Origin of the sequence: Thiosulfatihalobacter marinus (assembly GCF_016019955.1) — a bacterium.
Classification (GTDB): Bacteria; Pseudomonadota; Alphaproteobacteria; order Rhodobacterales; family Rhodobacteraceae; genus Shimia; species Shimia marinus_A.
In genome coordinates, this window is sequence record NZ_JAECRZ010000006.1 from 100,295 (window position 1) to 116,244 (window position 15,950).

The window sequence follows — 15,950 nt, forward strand, 5'->3', positions numbered from 1 at the left end:
GCCGTCGCGCACCGTCCCTGGCGGATCATCAGGCCGCGTTGGGCAGGATCACGATTTCCACCCGGCGGTTCTGACGGCGGCCATCCTCGTTCAGGTTCGGGGCGATGGGCTGATCCTCGCCCCGCCCGATCGACTGAATCCGCGCAAAGGGTACGCCACCCTCCATCAGCACATCCGCCACCGCATTGGCGCGGCGCTCCGAAAGCTGCTGGTTATATCCGGCAGAGCCGGTATTGTCGGTATGGCCCAGCACCTGCACGGTGGTATCGGGGTACTTGTTCAGGCTGGTCGCCACCTTCAGCAGGTCGTCGCGCAAACCGGCGTTGACGGTTGCACTGTCGATGTTGAACAAAATGTCCTGCGGCATTGTCAGGATCAGCCGGTCGCCGGTGTTTTCGATGCGCACATCGTCATCCAACTGCGCCCGCAACTCCTGTTCCTGCTTGTCCAGGTCGCGCCCGATCAGCGCGCCCACTCCGGCCCCGATCGCCGCCCCGGCCAGCGGGTTGTTATCCGTCGCCGCGGCCAGGCCGGCCCCCAGCAACCCGCCAAGAACGGCGCCGGACTTGGTGTTGCGGTAATCCTGCCGGTCTTCGTAATCGCCGGACACATATCCGGGATCGGTACAGGCGGTCAGGGCCAGGGCGGACAGCGCAGCCAGCGCGACGGGAAGTTTGCTCATGATGTGGCCTCGGGTCTTGGTGCCGGTCCTCCGGCTTTTGCACGAACTATACCCAACCCCGCCATCACCCCCAAGCGCCAAAACAACTCGGGTCGGCGGTTCTGCGCCGATTCCGGGGCCTACCCGGCCTCGGCACGCGCCGATTCCCAGGCCAGAAGCGCCCGCTTTACCGGCAGCCCCCAGTGATAGCCGCCCAGCCCGCCCGATTTGCGCATCGCCCTGTGGCACGGGATCAGCCAGCTGACCGGATTGCGCCCTACGGCCGTGCCCACGGCGCGCACCGCGCCGGGCCGCCCGATGCTTTGCGCAATCTCGGAATAGGTTGTCACCTGCCCGGACGGAATGCGCATCAGCGCCTCCCACACCTTGATCTGCAAGGCCGACCCGATCATGTAGACCGGCACCTTGTCGGCCTGCCCCGATTGCGCGTTGAACGCTGCCAGAACCCAGGGGCGCAGGAATGCCGGATCTTCGACAAATTCGGCCCGCGGCCAGCGCGACACCAAATCCTGCATCGTGGCCGCTTCGCCGGTTTCGGCAGCGAACCCGATGCCGCAAATGCCCTTGTGCGTTCCCGTCACAAGAACCGGGCCGAACGGGCTGTCAAACCAGCCCCAACGGATCGTCAGCCCGTCGCCCCTGCGCGCGAACTCGCCGGGGCTCATGGCCTCCCACCGCAGGAACAGGTCATGCAGCCGCCCCGATCCCGACAACCCCACCGCGCTGGATGTGTCCAGCGTGGTAAACCGCTCGTGCAGCAACGCCTTGGCGTGGCCCAGCGTCAGGTATTGCTGGAACCGCTTGGGCGACACCCCGGCCCAGCGGGTGAACAGGCGCTGGAAATGGGCCGGGCTCATGCCCATCCGCCTTGCCAGTTCCTCCAGCGTCATGTTTTCGCCGCCCTGATCGATCATCTCGATGGCGCGGCGCATCACGTTGTAATGGTATCCCTGGGTCATGTCGTTCATCGCACCGGCTCCCTTGTCTGCCCCAAGGATAGAACCGCCCCCGCCCCGGCGCGACCCGTTTCTTGATCATTCGCCGCATTGCCCGGCACGGGTTGTCATGGCCCGCGCATCGCCCATATGACCCCTCATGACACCCATGACCCATTCCCGCGAGACCTCCTCCGCCATGACCCTGCGCCAACGCCTTGCCGCCCTGATCGACAGCGCCGCCTTCCGCAACACGATTCTGGGCGTGATCCTGTTCAATGCCGTGATCCTGGGGCTGGAAACCTCGGACCGGGCGATGGCCCTTGCCGGGCCGCTGCTGATCACGCTTGACCGGATCTGCCTGGGCGTATTCGTCGCCGAAATCGCCACCAAACTTTATGTGCGCGGTACGCGGTTTTTCCGCAACGGCTGGAACCTGTTCGATTTCACCATCGTCGCCATCGCCCTGGTGCCCGCCGCACAGGGGCTGTCGGTGCTGCGCGCGCTGCGCATCCTGCGCCTGTTGCGCGTCGTGTCGGTGGCGCCCTCGCTGCGCCGCGTGATCGAAGGCCTGCTCAACGCGCTGCCCGGCATGGGCTCGGTCTTTCTGCTGATGACGCTGATCTTCTATATCGGCGCGGTCATGGCCACCAAACTGTTCGGTGCCACCTTCCCCGACTGGTTCGGCACGCTGGGCAAATCCGCTTATTCCCTGTTTCAGATCATGACCCTGGAAAGCTGGTCCATGGGCATCGTGCGCCCGGTGATGGAAGCCTTCCCCTATGCCTGGCTGTTCTTCGTGCCCTTCATCCTGCTGACCACCTTCATCGTGTTGAACCTGGTTGTCGGTCTGGTGGTGAACTCGATGCAGGATGCCCACCATGCCGAGGCCGACCAGCGCACCGATGATTATCGCGATCAGGTTCTGGCGCGGCTGAATGACATCGAGGCGCTGTTGAAAGAGCGCAGTTCAGGAAAATAGCCCGTCCGCGGCCTTGCCCCGGCGCCCCCACCCGTGCAATGGAGCCGCGCATGGCAAAGCAACTCGATTATCACACGATCCGCGAGATCTTTACCCGGTTTCAGGCCGCCGAACCCGCCCCCAGGGGCGAGCTGGACCACGTCAACGCCTATACGCTGGTGGTGGCCGTGGCCCTGTCCGCGCAGGCCACGGACGCCGGTGTGAACCGGGCCACCGCCGCGCTGTTCAAAATCGCCGATACGCCGCAAAAGATGCTGGATCTGGGTGAACAGGCCCTGATCGACCACATCAAGACGATCGGCCTTTTCCGCAACAAGGCCAGCAACGTCATCAAGCTGTCGCGCATCCTTGTGGAACACTATGGCGGCGAGGTGCCCAATTCCCGCGCCGCGCTGGAAAGCCTGCCGGGGGTGGGCCGCAAGACGGCCAATGTGGTGCTGAACATGTGGTGGCGCCACCCGGCACAGGCTGTCGACACCCATATCTTCCGCTTTGGCAACCGCTCGGGCGTGTGCCCGGGCAAGGACGTGGTCGCGGTGGAACGCGCCATCGAAGACAATATCCCCGTGGATTTCCAACTCCACGCCCATCACTGGATGATCCTGCACGGACGGTATGTCTGCAAGGCGCGCAAACCCATGTGCTCCAATTGCCTGATCCGGGATCTCTGCATGTTTGAGGACAAGAACCTGTGACCAAGACCTACCAGATCGTCGGCATCGGCAATGCCATCGTTGACGTGATTTCCCAATCCGACGACAGCTTTCTTGACCTGATGGGGATCGAGAAGGGCATCATGCAACTGGTTGAACGCGAGCGCGGCGAGATGCTGTATGCCGCGATGACCAACCGCACACAGGCGCCGGGCGGCTCGGTTGCCAATACCGTGGCCGGGCTTGGCGCGCTGGGCCTGTCCACCGCCTTTATCGGGCGCGTGCATGACGATGCGCTGGGCCGGTTCTATGCCACATCGATGCAGGCCGAAGGCACCGCCTTTGTAAACCCGCCGGTGCCGGGGGGCGAATTGCCCACCTCGCGCTCGATGATCTTTGTCTCGCCCGATGGTGAGCGGTCGATGAACACCTATCTGGGGATATCCTCGGAACTGGGGCCGGATGACGTATCCGACGATGTCGCCGGCCAAGCGCAATTGCTGTTCCTGGAGGGCTATCTTTACGACAAGCCCAAAGGCAAAGAGGCGTTCGAACGCGCCGCGAAACTGTGCCGGGAAAGCGGCGGCATGGCCGGAATCGCGCTGTCCGATCCGTTCTGCGTGGATCGCCACCGCGACGATTTCCGCCGCCTTGTGCGCGATCTGGATTTTGTGATCGGCAACGAACATGAATGGGAATCGCTCTATCAGACCGATCTGTCCACCGCGCTGGAACAGGCCGCCGCCGATAGCGGGCTGATTGTCTGCACCCGCTCGGGCCATGACGTGGTGCTGGTACAGGGCGACGAAGAGGCCATCGTTCCGGTCAACGAGATTGTCCCCGTGGATGCCACCGGCGCGGGCGATCAGTTCGCCGCCGGTTTCCTTTATGGCGTGGCCACGGGGCAAAGCCTTGAGGTGTCGGGCCGTATGGGCTGTATCGCCGCCGCCGAAGTCATAAGCCACTACGGCGCCCGCCCCGAAGCCAACGTCAAGGAACTGTTCCGCAAGGCGGGATTGCTCGGGTAGATCGCAGAACGATTTCCCCGGATCGCCCGCGATCCGGTTCGCGCCCCCCTCGGGTTCGGGCGCGAACCTACTGTCGCCTCACCCCGCCACCGATATCTCCAGCAGATTCCCGTCCGGGTCGCGCACATAGATCGACGTGATCGGCCCGGTCGCGCCGGTCCTTGCCACCGGCCCGTCCAGCACCTCTACGCCCTCGCGCGCCAGATGCGCCTGCCACTCGGCCAGTGGCACCTGCGTCAGGAAGCACACATCCGCCGTCCCCGGCAGCGCCCGCGCCGCCCTGGGGTCAAACTCGGCCCCGGCAACATGCAGGTTGATCTTGTGACACCCGAATTTCAGCGCCCAGCGCGTGCTGCCATCGGCGGGGTGAAACGGTTCCGCCACCATGCCCAGCGCATCGCGGTAAAAGGCGATCGTGGCGTCGATATCGGCCACGGTCAAAACCAGATGATCCAGCGCGTTTACCTGTGGCATGATCGCTCTTGTCCTCGCTTTTTGGCGCGCCTAGCCTGACGCCCATGCACAATGACGCCCCCACATCCCATCGTCAAAACGATATGCTTGATCCGGCCCGCGCCAATGCCTTTCTCGCGGCGCTGGGAGAACCCGCCACCATCACCCGGGGCGACGCTTTGCCGCCATTCTTTCATCAGCTCCATTTCTGGGACGCCCGGCCGCCCACGGCACTGGGCCGCGATGGCCACCCGCGTGTGGGCGGGCTGATCCCCGACATGGGCCTGCCCCGCCGCATGTGGGCGGGCGGGCAGCTGGAATTCCCCGCTCCGCTGCGCGCCGGTATCCCCGCCACCAAAACCAGCACCGTGGCGCGCGCCGAACGCAAGACCGGGCGCAGCGGCGCGCTGGGCTTTGTCACGCTCTGCCACGAGATCACCCAGGAGGGCACGCTCTGCATCCGCGAACACCAAGACCTCGTCTACCGCGAAGACCCCGATCCATCCGCCCCCGCGCCCGAACCACCCGTCGCGCGCACCGACGAAACCCGCAGCGAAACCCACAGCTTTGACAGCACGCTCCTGTTCCGCTACTCCGCGCTCACCTTCAACGGCCACCGCATCCACTATGATCCGGGCTATGCCCGCGACATCGAAGGCTATGCCGGTCTGGTGGTGCACGGTCCCCTTCTGGCGCAGTTGCTCATGCTGCTGGCCCGGCGTCAGCTTGGCCATCTCACCCGCTTTTCCTTCCGCGCCACGTCGCCGCTGATGCATTTCGAAACCGCCGATCTCTGCTGGGGCGGTGACGGCACGCTCTGGGTGCGCGGCCCCGACGGGCGACAATGCATGACGGCCAAGGCAGACTAGCCGGGCAAGCCCAACCCCACCAACACACCGCTCAAGTCAACCCGTAAGCCGGGGTTCACCCCTGCCCCCTCACAACGACGCCGCCACCCGGAACCCCTCGGGAATTTCGTCTTTCCCGTCCAGCACCAGGTCCGCCATCACCTCGCCCACCCCCGGCGCCATGCCAAAGCCGATCTTGAACCCGCCATTGGCGATGAACTGCCCCTCGCGCAGCGGATGCGCCCCCAGCATCGGTGCCCGGCTTTTCGCCCGTGGCCGCACCCCGGCCCAACGCTCGATCACCGGCGCACCGGCCAAAAGAGGGAACACCCGGCACGCCTGCGCAATCAGCTCCTCCAGCAAGCCGTCCGTGGCATCGCCCGAGTCATACACCCGCTCGCTTGTCGATCCCACCGCCAGCGTGCCATCGTCATGCGGCACCACCAGCACCCCGTCCGCCGAGGCCAGGGGCGCGCCGCGCGCATCCAGCCCGAACAGCGCCGCCTGTCCCTTGACCCCGTTGCCCACCTGCCGCCCAAGGGCGCTGGTCAACTCCTGCAACCCGGCCACCCCCGTGGCCCAGATCACCTTGCCCGGCGTTTCACCGGCATCGCCAGCCTCCACCACGCCGCCCCGCGCGCGGATCGCCCCGGCCAGCGCATGACAGGCGCGGCGCGGATGCACCCGCGCGCTCAGCGTTTCCCGGATCACCTGGCCCGAGGCGCTGGCCGGGCACCAATCCCCCGCCGCTCCGGCGTCGATCACTTCCCACACCGCCTTGCCTCGCCAGAATTCGGCGGCATTCACCGCCCGCTCCCGGGCCAGCGCCAGCGCGCGCCCGGTGTTGATCGGCTGCAACCGCCCCACACGGCCATAGCCCGTGGGCAGGCCGGAAACAGTCTCGATCTCCCGCCAATACGCTTCCGCCCCGATCAGGCTCTGGAACTGGAATTCCTTGATCGTGTTCCACCGCTCCGGCGCGTGCGGCGACAACATTCCCACGATCCCGCCGGAACAGCCCGCCGCGATCCCGGTCCGGTCAATCACCCGCACCCGTGCCCCGCGCCGCGCACAGGCCCAGCCCGTGGCAAGGCCATAGATCCCGGCCCCCACAACCGTGACATCCACCATTGCCAAATCACCCCCGCTGGTCCAATCCTGATATCCTGCATTTCCTTAAGGCATCCCGCGATGAGCGACCAGCACGCAGATCTTGAATGGCGCGACGGCGCTGTCCCGGTCTCGACCCGGTTTGACGACCCGTATTTCAGCCTGGAAAACGGGCTCGCGGAAACGCGCCATGTCTTTCTGACGGGCAACGATCTGCCCGCCCGTTTCGCGCCCGGCTTTCACATTGCCGAACTGGGCTTCGGCACCGGGCTGAACCTGCTGGCCACCTGGGCCGCGTGGGAGGCCAGCGGCCAGACCACCCCGCTCGCCTTCACCAGCTTCGAAGCCTTCCCCATCAGCGCGTCCGAAATGGCCCGTGCGCTGGCCGCCTTTCCGTCCCTGTCTCCTTACGCCGACAAACTGATCGCCGCCTGGGCCGAAACCCCCACTCTGGAAACCCTGCCCGGCCTCGACGCCCGCGTGATCCTGGGCGATGCGCGCGAAACCATCGCCCGGTCAGGCATTCGCGCCGATGCCTGGTTCCTTGACGGATTCTCCCCGGCCAAGAACCCGGAACTGTGGGGCGCCGCCCTGCTGGCACAGGTTGCCCGCCACACCAGGCCGGGCGGAACGGCGGCCACCTATACCGCCGCCGGGTTCGTGCGCCGCGCCCTGTCCGACGCCGGCTTTTCTGTCACCCGCATTCCCGGCTTTGGCCGCAAACGCCACATGACAACCGCCCGCATGGCCGCGCCATGAACCAGGACAACACCCGCCTCGGCATCCTGCTGATGTGCCTGACAACCTTTGTCTTTGCCATGCAGGACGGCATCTCGCGCCTGCTGGCCGAGGAATACAACACCTTCCTCGTGGTGATGATCCGCTACTGGTTCTTCGCCCTGTTCGTGATCGCCGTTTCGGCGCGGCGCGCGGGCGGGCTGAAACGCGCCATCGCCACGCGCCACCCGTGGATCCAGGTGTTTCGCGGCGTGCTCCTGGCGCTGGAAATCTGCGTCACCGTGGTGTCCTTTACCCTGCTTGGCCTGACCGAGACCCACGCCATCTTCATCTCCTACCCGCTGATGATCGCCGCCCTTTCAGGCCCGCTGCTGGGCGAACGGGTTGGCTGGCGGCGCTGGGCCGCCATTGGCGCCGGGGCGGTTGGGGTGATGATCATCCTGCAACCGGGCACCGGAGTCTTCTCGCCGGTGGCCGCCATTCCCCTGCTGGGCGCGGTGATGTTCGCCGTCTACGGGCTGGTCACGCGCTATGTCTCGCGCAACGATCCCGGCCATGTCAGCTTTTTCTATACCGGCACGGTCGGTGCCGTGGTGATGACGGCGATCGGCCTGTTCTACTGGCAGCCGCTTGCCCCCTCCGATTGGCTCTGGATGGGCGCGCTCTGCATAAGCGGCGCCTTCGGGCACTGGCTGCTGATCAAGACCTACGAACTGGCCGAGGCCAGCGCGGTTCAGCCCTTTGCCTATCTGCAACTGCCCTTTGCCTCGGCCCTGGGCATGGTGGCCTTTGGCGAAACCCTGCGCAGCAATGTGGCGATCGGCGCGGCCATCGTTGTCGGCGCCGGGCTGTTCACGCTCTGGCGGGAACAGCAACGGGCCTGATCGCCGGCCACCCCCCGCCGCGCCACTCCGCCCCGCCCCGCAGGGATTTCGCTGTCAGGCCAATTCGTAGTGATGGATCATCCGCGACTCGACCAGATCATCCTCTGCCGGGTCGATATGGGGCGCGCGATAATCGTCGCCCACGAAATCCGACAGCGCCGCAAGATCGCGCCAAACCATGACCACGCTGAAATTGCGCGGGTCGTCATGTGGCGCTCCGGCCAGAACCTGCACGATGCCTTCGGTACCCTTCATCAGCGGAATGGCCGTGTTGTGAAAGAATTCGGCGAATTCCGTCTCCTTGCCGGGCCGGGTGCGAACCTGGAATATGCGCATGATCATGCAAAGCCTTCCTTTCTGGAATGCCTGCGTGTTCCCGCCTCGCGACCACCCTAGCAGATAAACCGCGCGATTACTGCAACCGCCTGATCGTGGCGCCTGCGATCTCCTGCCCGAACGGCACCGGATGCGGCGCCTTGCCCAGCCGCGCGCGATACACCGGCAGGCTTTCCGCCACCCGCATCACGTAATTGCGGGTCTCGTTGAACGGGATCATCTCGATCCAGTCCACCATATCCTCGGCCGATCCGCCGCGCGGGTCGCCAAATTCCTCCATCCAGCGCAGCGGGCGTCGCGGGCCGGCATTGTACCCGGCGGCGATCATGATGATATTGCCGTCGAACTGATCCGCCAGACCCGCCAGATAGGCGCTGCCCAGGCGGGCATTGTAATCCGGGTCACTGGTCAGCCACGCCTCCGAATACTCCTCGCCGGTGGCTGCCGCGACCTGACGCGCTGTGCCCGGCATCACCTGCAACAACCCCCGCGCCCCCGCGCCGCTGACCACCACCGGGTTGAATTCGCTCTCGCGCCGCGCGATCGCCAGCGCCAGTTCGGGCGGCACCGGCAGGTCCATGCCGCGCAGCGGGTGCAGCGCATAATACGGCCCCGGCAGCGTGATCCCGCGCCGCACCATGTTCTTGCCCAGCATCACCGCGACATGCGGCGCGCCCAGTTCCTGCGCCATCGCGCCCATCTGGCCCAGCGCCACGCGATCCTGCCGCTCGCTCAGATCCACCCAGAACAACCGCGCCAGCTCCAACTCGCCCGCATCCAGAAGCACCCGCGCCGCCCGGTGCAGGCTCGACCCGGTCCAGCCGGCCTGACGCCAATCCGGAAAAACCTCGTCCCCCGCCAACGACCGGTCCCAATCCATCCCGGCCTTTTCAGCCGCCAGAAGCCCGTAAAAACTGGTCTGATGCACACCCGCGGCCGCATAGGCCTGCCGGGCGATATCCTGATTGCCCATCGCCTCATAGGCCCGCCCCATCCAATAGCCCGCGCGGCCAAGCGAAATCGGCGTTTGCACCGTCTGCGCGAACCGCACGAAATGCACCGCCGCCTTTTCCGGCTGATTCAGAAAGCGCAGCGCGATATACCCGGCAATCCACTCGGAATCGGAAAACCCATAGCCCGAATCCGGCGCCAGCCCATGCGTGGCGGCAATGTCATAGGCCGTCTGATAATTCCCCGCGCGCATCTCGCTGCGCGCCAGCGACCGGCGCCGCGCCGCCCATTCATTCGGCTCGCCCAGCGTGCCGGCGCGGCTGCGCTCCAGAAGCAACGCAACCGCGTCCGCGTCCCGGCCCTTGCGGTGGCGCCAGACAAACCGCTCATAGGCCAGCCCCGGATCATCCTGCAATTCGCCCGGCACCTCGGCGATCAGCGCATCCACACCGTCCACCATCTCGCGCAGACCCAAACGGGCCTTGGCAAGCCTGACCCAGCCCTCGGGCACCAGCCCGAACATGCGTTCGGCATTGTCACGCAGCCCCGCCCACAACATCGCATCCAGCCGCGCCACGTCATGCGGCTTTAACAGCGCCCCGTAACGTTCCAGGAATTGGGTCTGCGTACCGCGATCCATCGGCATGGTGCGCCAGGCCAGCACAAGCCCCGCCTCGGCGGTGCCCTGCTCGCCCTCTTCCATCAGCATCGCCGCCTGGCTCAGCGCGCCCACGGCGGTCTGAGGCGGGCCGTACACAAAGAACGAAAGCTGCTGACGGTGCGACGCATCCTCAAAGGCCTCCTCGGACTGTTTGCGCAGATAGGCCAGGCCGGGCCAGTCGCCGCGCCGGTCAAGAAAGGCCAATACCTCGTCCGGGCTGCCGCGCCCGGCGCGCAATCGCTGCCATTCCACGATGTCGCGCAGAATCGGATCGCCGCCCGCGACCACTGCCGCCGTGTCCCAATCTCCGGACCGCAACGCCGCCATCGCCTCCTTCAACGCCGCTGCCTCTTGCGCCACAAGCGGCAGGCCGGTCAACATCAGCATAACGAATGCCTGGAGAAGTCGCTTCATGGCTTGCAATTTCCAATGCAAATAAGGATAGAGCCGGAACAATAAATCGCGCGCCAGCCTGCCTTCAATTCACATTCTTGGCAAGGCGGCGACTTCCCGCTAGTGTCCGCGCGATTTTCCACCGGGCTTTCCGCCCAGCGACGCAAAAAAGGAGCGTGCCATGTTCAAAGGGTCCTTCCCCGCACTCGTCACGCCGTTCACGAACGGCGAGCTGGATCTGGAAACGCTCAAGAAACTGGTGGAATGGCATATCGGCGAAGGCACCAACGGCCTTGTGCCGGTCGGCACCACCGGCGAAAGCCCCACGCTCAGCCATGCAGAACACGAGGCCGTGGTCGAAGAGGTCGTGCGCGCCACCGCCGGGCGCGTGCCGGTGATCGCCGGGGCCGGGTCCAACAACACGCTCGAAGCGATCCGCCTGGCCCAGCACGCCGAAAAGGTCGGCGCGAATGCGCTGCTGGTCGTGACGCCCTATTACAACAAGCCCACCCAGCGCGGGCTGATCGCGCATTTTACCGCCGTGCATGATTGCTGCGCCTTGCCGATCATCATCTACAACATTCCCGGCCGCTCGGTGATCGACATGACCCCGGCCACCATGGGCGAACTGTCCCGACTGCCCCGCATTGTCGGCGTCAAGGACGCCACCGGCGATCTGGCCCGCGTCAGCCAGCAGCGCGCGGCCTGTGGCCCTGATTTCATCCAGCTGTCCGGCGAAGACGCCACCGCGCTGGGCTTCAACGCCCATGGCGGCGTCGGCTGCATCTCTGTCACGGCCAATGTGGCGCCGAAACTCTGCGCCGAGTTCCAGGCCGCCACCCTCGCCGGCGACTATGCCAGGGCGCTGGACTATCAGGACCGGCTGATGCCCCTGCACGAGGCGATTTTTGTCGAACCCGGCCTTGTAGGTGTGAAATACGCCATGTCCCGCCTTGGGCTTTGCAGCGACGAAGTGCGCCTGCCCCTGACCGGCCTGGCCGACGACACCAAGGCCCGGATTGATGCCGCCATGCGCCACGCCGCGCTGCTCTAGGGTCAGGACTCATTAATCCTGCACCACTGGCACAGGATTAATGAGTCCTGACCCTAGATCAACCCGACCCCAAAAACAAAGCCCCGGTCGCGGACCGGGGCTTTTCCTTTGCGGGTCTATCGGCCTTCCTTGTCTTCGATCCGCCCGGCCCGGCGCGCCAGCTTGGCGGCCAGGTTCGGCCCCACGCCGGGGCGCGACCAGGGGCAGACCGCGATGCAGATCGCACAGCCATGGGTCTGGTTGAAAAACGGCAGGCACCTGTCGAAATCCACATACCACTTGGTGTCGCCCCGCACCCTCCGCTTTTCGGGAGAAAGCGCCTCGGGCGGGCAGGCATCCTCGCACACCCGGCAATTGGCGCAAAACCCGTCGATCCCGGCCTCAACACGCGGCGTCGTCGCAAATGGCGCATCGGTCAGCACCGCCGACAGGCGGAAAGACGCGCCCACCTCGGGGTTGATGATCGACCCGTGCTTGCCCAACTCGCCAAACCCGCATTCCAGCGCCGGCGGAATCATCAACAGCGCCCCGGTCATCGGCCCCGTCACCGGCTCGGCCTCCCAGCCGTCCTGCCGCAACCAGCCCGCCACCGTCTTTGCCGCCAGCGCCGCGCGCCCGTACTGCGCCATCACCTCCATCCCGGCGCTGGGCCCGGGCGCGGTGGCGATCGCGTCATAATCGTGCTGCACCCCCAACATGATCACCCGGCGTTGCGCAATCTCGTGCCCCTCGATCACCCAGTCCTGCCGCATTTCGGCCACGCCGGTCAGCTCGCAAATACCGGCCCCGACAAACCCGTCCAGCGCCGCCGTCCAGTCCTTGGGCGCACGTTGCACGCGCGTCTGCGCCAGCGGCGGCAATGGCGCGTCCAGTATCTCCTGGCGCGCGGCGCGGGCCTTGGCAAAACGCGGGTCGCGCGCGGATTGCGCATAGAAATACATCTGGAGCGGCCCATGCGGGATGTCGCCCGGATCGGGCGCCCAATACACCATGCGGGCGCGGCGCAATATGTCCTCGCCCAATCCGTTCACCGCGTTGCCCGACAGATCGGGCCAGCGGGCCATCTGTTCGGGATCGGGCGTGAAGGGACGCAAAGGGGATACTCTTGGCATGGGGCTCAGCCTAGCGCGAAATCGCGCGCTTCGCTACTCTGCCGGAACCGGCCTGCCCACGAGGTATTCTTATGTCAGGACCGGCAAAAGGAGATCAGGCAATGACCCCCGACTACGTATCGATCAACCGGGATATCTGGAATGCCGATGCCGAAAACTGGACCGCGTTCGCAAGCGAGCGGTGGGCTCTCGCCACCCCGGAATGGGGTTGTTGGGGAAATCCCGAAGAACAGCTGAACATGCTGCCCGCCGACATGTCGGGCCTGAACGCCATCGAACTTGGCTGTGGCACGGGGTATGTCTCGGCCTGGATGGCCCGGCGCGGCGCGCGGGTCACTGGCGTGGACATCTCTGCCGGGCAACTGGCCACCGCCCGCCACCTTGCGGCCAAGCACCGCGCCGACATTACCTTTATCGAGTGCAACGCCGAACAGACCGGCCTGCCCAATGCCGCCTTTGACTTTGCAATCTCGGAATACGGCGCGTCGATCTGGTGCTCTCCCGACACGTGGCTGCGCGAAGCCTGGCGGCTGTTGCGCCCGGGTGGCAGGCTCGTGTTTCTTGGCAACCACCCGCTGTCGCTGATCTGCTCGCCGCTGGACGGGGCGCCCGCCGATCGTACCCTGCACCGCCCCTATCGCGGCATGTGGGGCGCGGATTGGCGCAAGGTCGCCTTCGAACCGACCGGCGTGTGCTTCAACCTGACGGTTTCCGGCTGGATGGACCTGTTCTCGCAAATCGGGTTCCACGTCACCCGGTATCAGGAGCTTTATGCATCCGATCAGGCCGAAGGCACGCGCGCCGCGATCCCCGCCGACTGGGCCAAAAACTATCCTGTCGAACAGGTCTGGCATCTGGCCAGGCCCGCGTGACGGCCGTGACCACACCGAACCCCGCGGCGCGCGGGCTGGCGCATTGCGGTTACTTTTGCATGACCCCACCGCACCGTGCCTTCATCCCGCGAATCCGGGCGTTCATGCCGACGCGATACCGACGCGATACCGACGTGACGCCGATCGCGCTTTTGCCTGTTAACCAAGGGATTTCAAGGTGAGTCGCGCCGCGCCGCGCGCCAGGCGGTGACAAAGCGTAACCCGCGCGACATTGACACCCCCCGCCCCCTGCGTCAGCATGGCCCGGCACGAACATGTGGAGGGGTGCAGGATGTTTCGCGGGATCCGGCTGATCTAAGGGCCCATGACACCGCCCATTGCACATCACAGGTGTGCCCATGCAGAGTGCCCTTACCCGCCGGTCTTTTTCATGTTCAAGTTTTTCGAAACCCTTGTTGATCCCTATGGCGACCATCCCGAAACGGACCGCCCCCCAACCCGGCTCTGGCCCTTCATGGCCCAGTATATGCAGCCGTTTCGCCGTGTGTTTGCCCTTGCCGCCCTGATGTCCGTGGTGGTTGCCACGGTCGAGATCGGTCTGATCGGTTATATGGGCCGGATCGTCGATCTGCTGTCCCGGGACCCCGCCACATTCTGGGACACCCACGGCACCGAACTGATCCTGGTTGCCCTTTTCGTGCTCCTGCTGCGCCCGGTCCTACAGGCGTTGGACGTGCTGCTGCTGAACAACGCGATCCTGCCGAATTTTGGCACGCTGATCCGCTGGCGGGCACATAAACATGTTTTACGTCAATCGGTTGGATGGTTCGAGAATGATTTCGCAGGCCGCATCGCCAACCGCATCATGCAAACCCCGCCCGCCGCCGGAGAGGCGGTGTTCCAGGTGTTCGACGCCATCACCTTTTCCATCGCCTACCTTGTCGGCGCGGCCATCCTGCTGACGGATGCCGACCCCCGTCTGTTGATCCCGTTGCTGATCTGGATCGGGCTTTACGCCGTGCTTGTCGGCTGGACAATCGCCCGCGTTGGCCCCGCTTCCAAGGCGGCCTCCGACGCCCGCTCCCAGGTCACGGGCCGGGTGGTGGATGCCTATACCAACATCCACTCGGTCAAGCTTTTCGCCCATAACAGGCGTGAACTGGAACACGCTCGGGACGCCATCGAACATTCCCGCAAGACCTTTCAGGTGGAAATGCGCATCTACACCATCATGGATGTTTCGCTGGTGCTGTTGAACGGCCTTCTTATCGTGGCTGTGGTGGGCTGGGCCGTGTGGCTTTGGACACAGGGCCAGGCCAGCGTCGGCGTTGTCGCCGCCGCCACCGCGCTCACCCTGCGGCTCAACGCCATGACGGGCTGGATCATGTGGGCGCTGACCTCGTTCTTTCGCCAGTTGGGTGTCGTGGCCGAGGGTATGGAGACCATCGCCCAGCCGATCGATCTTGTCGATGCCCCAGACGCCCCGCCGCTGCAACTGACTGAAGGCAAAGTGGAAATTCAGGCCCTGTCTCACCACTATGGGCGCGGCGCCGGGGGGCTGGACAAGATTTCCCTGACCATCCGGCCCGGCGAAAAGATCGGGCTCGTCGGCCGTTCCGGCGCTGGGAAATCCACTCTGGTCAAGCTGCTCTTGCGGTTCTACGACGCCGAGGAAGGCCGCATCCTGATTGACGGTCAGGACATTGCGCAGGTGACACAAGACAGCCTGCGCGACATGATCGGCATGGTGCAGCAGGACAGTTCGCTGCTGCACCGCTCTGTGCGCGACAACATCCTTTATGGGCTGCCCGACGCCACCGAGGCTCAGGTCATCGCCGCCGCCCGCAAGGCCGAGGCGCATGACTTTATTCTCGGTCTCCGGGATCCGCAGGGCCGGACCGGCTATGACGCCCATGTAGGTGAACGCGGGGTGCAGCTGTCCGGCGGTCAGCGACAGCGCATCACCCTGGCCCGCGTGATCCTCAAGGACGCGCCAATCCTGTTGCTGGACGAGGCCACCAGCGCGCTTGACAGCGAGGTCGAGTCCGCCATTCAGGAAACCCTGTACGGCATGATGCGGGGCAAGACCGTGATTGCCATTGCCCACCGCCTGTCCACGATTGCCCGGATGGACAGAATTCTGGTTCTGGATCAAGGGCATATCGTGGAACAGGGCAGCCATGCCGACCTGTTGGCCAGGGGCGGGCTTTATGCCGGGTTCTGGCAAAGACAGTCGGGGGGCTTTCTGAATGCGGATGAAGCGGCCGAGTAACCGTTTGCATGGCCCGGTCCCGACG

The 15,950-nt window shown here is 65.3% G+C and carries 16 protein-coding genes; 9 read left to right on the forward strand and 7 right to left on the reverse strand.

Annotation, left to right across the window (positions count from 1 at the left end):
* Window positions 1–28: 28 nt before the first annotated feature.
* Window positions 29–682: an OmpA family protein gene (locus I3253_RS10860; protein WP_197917684.1), complete on the reverse strand. Its 654-nt coding sequence runs from the start codon at window positions 680–682 to the stop codon at window positions 29–31.
* Between the two features lie 119 nt (window positions 683–801).
* A complete protein-coding gene (locus I3253_RS10865) occupies window positions 802–1,650 on the reverse strand; it encodes a bifunctional helix-turn-helix domain-containing protein/methylated-DNA--[protein]-cysteine S-methyltransferase (protein ID WP_197917685.1) in 849 nt (282 codons plus the stop codon).
* A gap of 166 nt (window positions 1,651–1,816) precedes the next feature.
* On the opposite strand from I3253_RS10865, the gene I3253_RS10870 reads away from it, so the two are divergent.
* From I3253_RS10870 to I3253_RS10880, 3 genes are read left to right on the forward strand one after another with little or no spacing between them, the layout of a single operon-like run.
* Window positions 1,817–2,599 carry an ion transporter gene (locus I3253_RS10870; protein WP_197917839.1) on the forward strand — a complete coding sequence of 261 codons (783 nt, stop codon included), beginning with the start codon at window positions 1,817–1,819 and terminating at the stop codon, window positions 2,597–2,599.
* A gap of 50 nt (window positions 2,600–2,649) precedes the next feature.
* Window positions 2,650–3,294 (forward strand): endonuclease III, encoded by a 645-nt coding sequence (gene nth, locus I3253_RS10875; protein WP_197917686.1) that lies wholly within the window; start codon window positions 2,650–2,652, stop codon window positions 3,292–3,294.
* Entirely contained in the window at window positions 3,291–4,280 is a 990-nt protein-coding gene (locus I3253_RS10880) for an adenosine kinase (RefSeq protein WP_197917687.1), read from the forward strand. Before nth ends, I3253_RS10880 begins: the two co-directional genes overlap by 4 nt.
* A 78-nt stretch (window positions 4,281–4,358) precedes the next feature.
* Here the strand turns inward: I3253_RS10880 and I3253_RS10885 are convergent, their stop codons facing one another.
* Window positions 4,359–4,754: a VOC family protein gene (locus tag I3253_RS10885; RefSeq protein WP_197917688.1), complete on the reverse strand. Its 396-nt coding sequence runs from the start codon at window positions 4,752–4,754 to the stop codon at window positions 4,359–4,361.
* 83 nt (window positions 4,755–4,837) lie between these two features.
* Between I3253_RS10885 and I3253_RS10890 the strand changes: the two genes are divergently transcribed.
* Window positions 4,838–5,602 carry an FAS1-like dehydratase domain-containing protein gene (locus I3253_RS10890; RefSeq protein WP_232236975.1) on the forward strand — a complete coding sequence of 255 codons (765 nt, stop codon included), beginning with the start codon at window positions 4,838–4,840 and terminating at the stop codon, window positions 5,600–5,602.
* A 69-nt stretch (window positions 5,603–5,671) separates the two neighbouring features.
* Here the strand turns inward: I3253_RS10890 and I3253_RS10895 are convergent, their stop codons facing one another.
* Complete coding sequence (locus I3253_RS10895) at window positions 5,672–6,712, reverse strand: NAD(P)/FAD-dependent oxidoreductase (protein WP_197917690.1); 1,041 nt, start codon at window positions 6,710–6,712, stop codon at window positions 5,672–5,674.
* Window positions 6,713–6,772: 60 nt separating this feature from the next.
* Between I3253_RS10895 and mnmD the strand changes: the two genes are divergently transcribed.
* Together mnmD and I3253_RS10905 are read left to right on the forward strand one after the other, a co-directional pair.
* On the forward strand, window positions 6,773–7,450 hold the full coding sequence (gene mnmD / locus I3253_RS10900) for a tRNA (5-methylaminomethyl-2-thiouridine)(34)-methyltransferase MnmD (RefSeq protein ID WP_197917691.1): 678 nt from the start codon (window positions 6,773–6,775) through the stop codon (window positions 7,448–7,450).
* Complete coding sequence (locus I3253_RS10905) at window positions 7,447–8,313, forward strand: DMT family transporter (protein WP_197917692.1); 867 nt, start codon at window positions 7,447–7,449, stop codon at window positions 8,311–8,313. The genes mnmD and I3253_RS10905 overlap by 4 nt, the downstream gene beginning before the upstream one ends.
* Before the next feature lie 54 nt (window positions 8,314–8,367).
* Here I3253_RS10905 and I3253_RS10910 read toward each other — a convergent pair whose 3' ends face one another.
* Entirely contained in the window at window positions 8,368–8,655 is a 288-nt protein-coding gene (locus I3253_RS10910; protein WP_197917693.1) for an antibiotic biosynthesis monooxygenase family protein, read from the reverse strand.
* A 70-nt stretch (window positions 8,656–8,725) separates the two neighbouring features.
* Window positions 8,726–10,675, reverse strand: coding sequence for a lytic transglycosylase domain-containing protein (locus I3253_RS10915; RefSeq protein WP_197917694.1), 1,950 nt, complete (start codon window positions 10,673–10,675; stop codon window positions 8,726–8,728).
* A gap of 160 nt (window positions 10,676–10,835) precedes the next feature.
* Here I3253_RS10915 and dapA point away from each other — a divergent pair, with 160 nt between their 5' ends.
* The gene (gene dapA, locus I3253_RS10920) at window positions 10,836–11,708 is read left to right on the forward strand and encodes a 4-hydroxy-tetrahydrodipicolinate synthase (protein ID WP_197917695.1); all 873 of its coding nucleotides are present in this window, start codon (window positions 10,836–10,838) and stop codon (window positions 11,706–11,708) included.
* 116 nt (window positions 11,709–11,824) lie between these two features.
* Here dapA and I3253_RS10925 read toward each other — a convergent pair whose 3' ends face one another.
* Entirely contained in the window at window positions 11,825–12,820 is a 996-nt protein-coding gene (locus I3253_RS10925; protein ID WP_197917696.1) for a 4Fe-4S dicluster domain-containing protein, read from the reverse strand.
* A gap of 101 nt (window positions 12,821–12,921) precedes the next feature.
* Between I3253_RS10925 and I3253_RS10930 the strand changes: the two genes are divergently transcribed.
* Both I3253_RS10930 and I3253_RS10935 read left to right on the forward strand, forming a co-directional pair.
* Complete coding sequence (locus I3253_RS10930) at window positions 12,922–13,692, forward strand: class I SAM-dependent methyltransferase (RefSeq protein ID WP_197917697.1); 771 nt, start codon at window positions 12,922–12,924, stop codon at window positions 13,690–13,692.
* Window positions 13,693–14,083: 391 nt separating this feature from the next.
* Complete coding sequence (locus I3253_RS10935) at window positions 14,084–15,925, forward strand: ABC transporter ATP-binding protein (RefSeq protein WP_197917698.1); 1,842 nt, start codon at window positions 14,084–14,086, stop codon at window positions 15,923–15,925.
* The last annotated feature ends 25 nt before the right edge of the window (window positions 15,926–15,950 follow it).

Bases quoted from the DNA above. Each gene is read 5' to 3' on its own strand.
- I3253_RS10860 (WP_197917684.1), bottom strand. From the start codon at position 682: ATGAGCAAACTTCCCGTCGCGCTGGCTGCGCTGTCCGCCCTGGCCCTG.
- I3253_RS10865 (WP_197917685.1), bottom strand. From the start codon at position 1,650: ATGAACGACATGACCCAGGGATACCATTACAACGTGATGCGCCGCGCC.
- I3253_RS10870 (WP_197917839.1), top strand. From the start codon at position 1,817: ATGACCCTGCGCCAACGCCTTGCCGCCCTGATCGACAGCGCCGCCTTC.
- nth (WP_197917686.1), top strand. From the start codon at position 2,650: ATGGCAAAGCAACTCGATTATCACACGATCCGCGAGATCTTTACCCGG.
- I3253_RS10885 (WP_197917688.1), bottom strand. From the start codon at position 4,754: ATGCCACAGGTAAACGCGCTGGATCATCTGGTTTTGACCGTGGCCGAT.
- I3253_RS10890 (WP_232236975.1), top strand. From the start codon at position 4,838: ATGCTTGATCCGGCCCGCGCCAATGCCTTTCTCGCGGCGCTGGGAGAA.
- I3253_RS10895 (WP_197917690.1), bottom strand. From the start codon at position 6,712: ATGGTGGATGTCACGGTTGTGGGGGCCGGGATCTATGGCCTTGCCACG.
- mnmD (WP_197917691.1), top strand. From the start codon at position 6,773: ATGAGCGACCAGCACGCAGATCTTGAATGGCGCGACGGCGCTGTCCCG.
- I3253_RS10905 (WP_197917692.1), top strand. From the start codon at position 7,447: ATGAACCAGGACAACACCCGCCTCGGCATCCTGCTGATGTGCCTGACA.
- I3253_RS10910 (WP_197917693.1), bottom strand. From the start codon at position 8,655: ATGATCATGCGCATATTCCAGGTTCGCACCCGGCCCGGCAAGGAGACG.
- I3253_RS10915 (WP_197917694.1), bottom strand. From the start codon at position 10,675: ATGAAGCGACTTCTCCAGGCATTCGTTATGCTGATGTTGACCGGCCTG.
- dapA (WP_197917695.1), top strand. From the start codon at position 10,836: ATGTTCAAAGGGTCCTTCCCCGCACTCGTCACGCCGTTCACGAACGGC.
- I3253_RS10925 (WP_197917696.1), bottom strand. From the start codon at position 12,820: ATGCCAAGAGTATCCCCTTTGCGTCCCTTCACGCCCGATCCCGAACAG.
- I3253_RS10930 (WP_197917697.1), top strand. From the start codon at position 12,922: ATGACCCCCGACTACGTATCGATCAACCGGGATATCTGGAATGCCGAT.
- I3253_RS10935 (WP_197917698.1), top strand. From the start codon at position 14,084: ATGTTCAAGTTTTTCGAAACCCTTGTTGATCCCTATGGCGACCATCCC.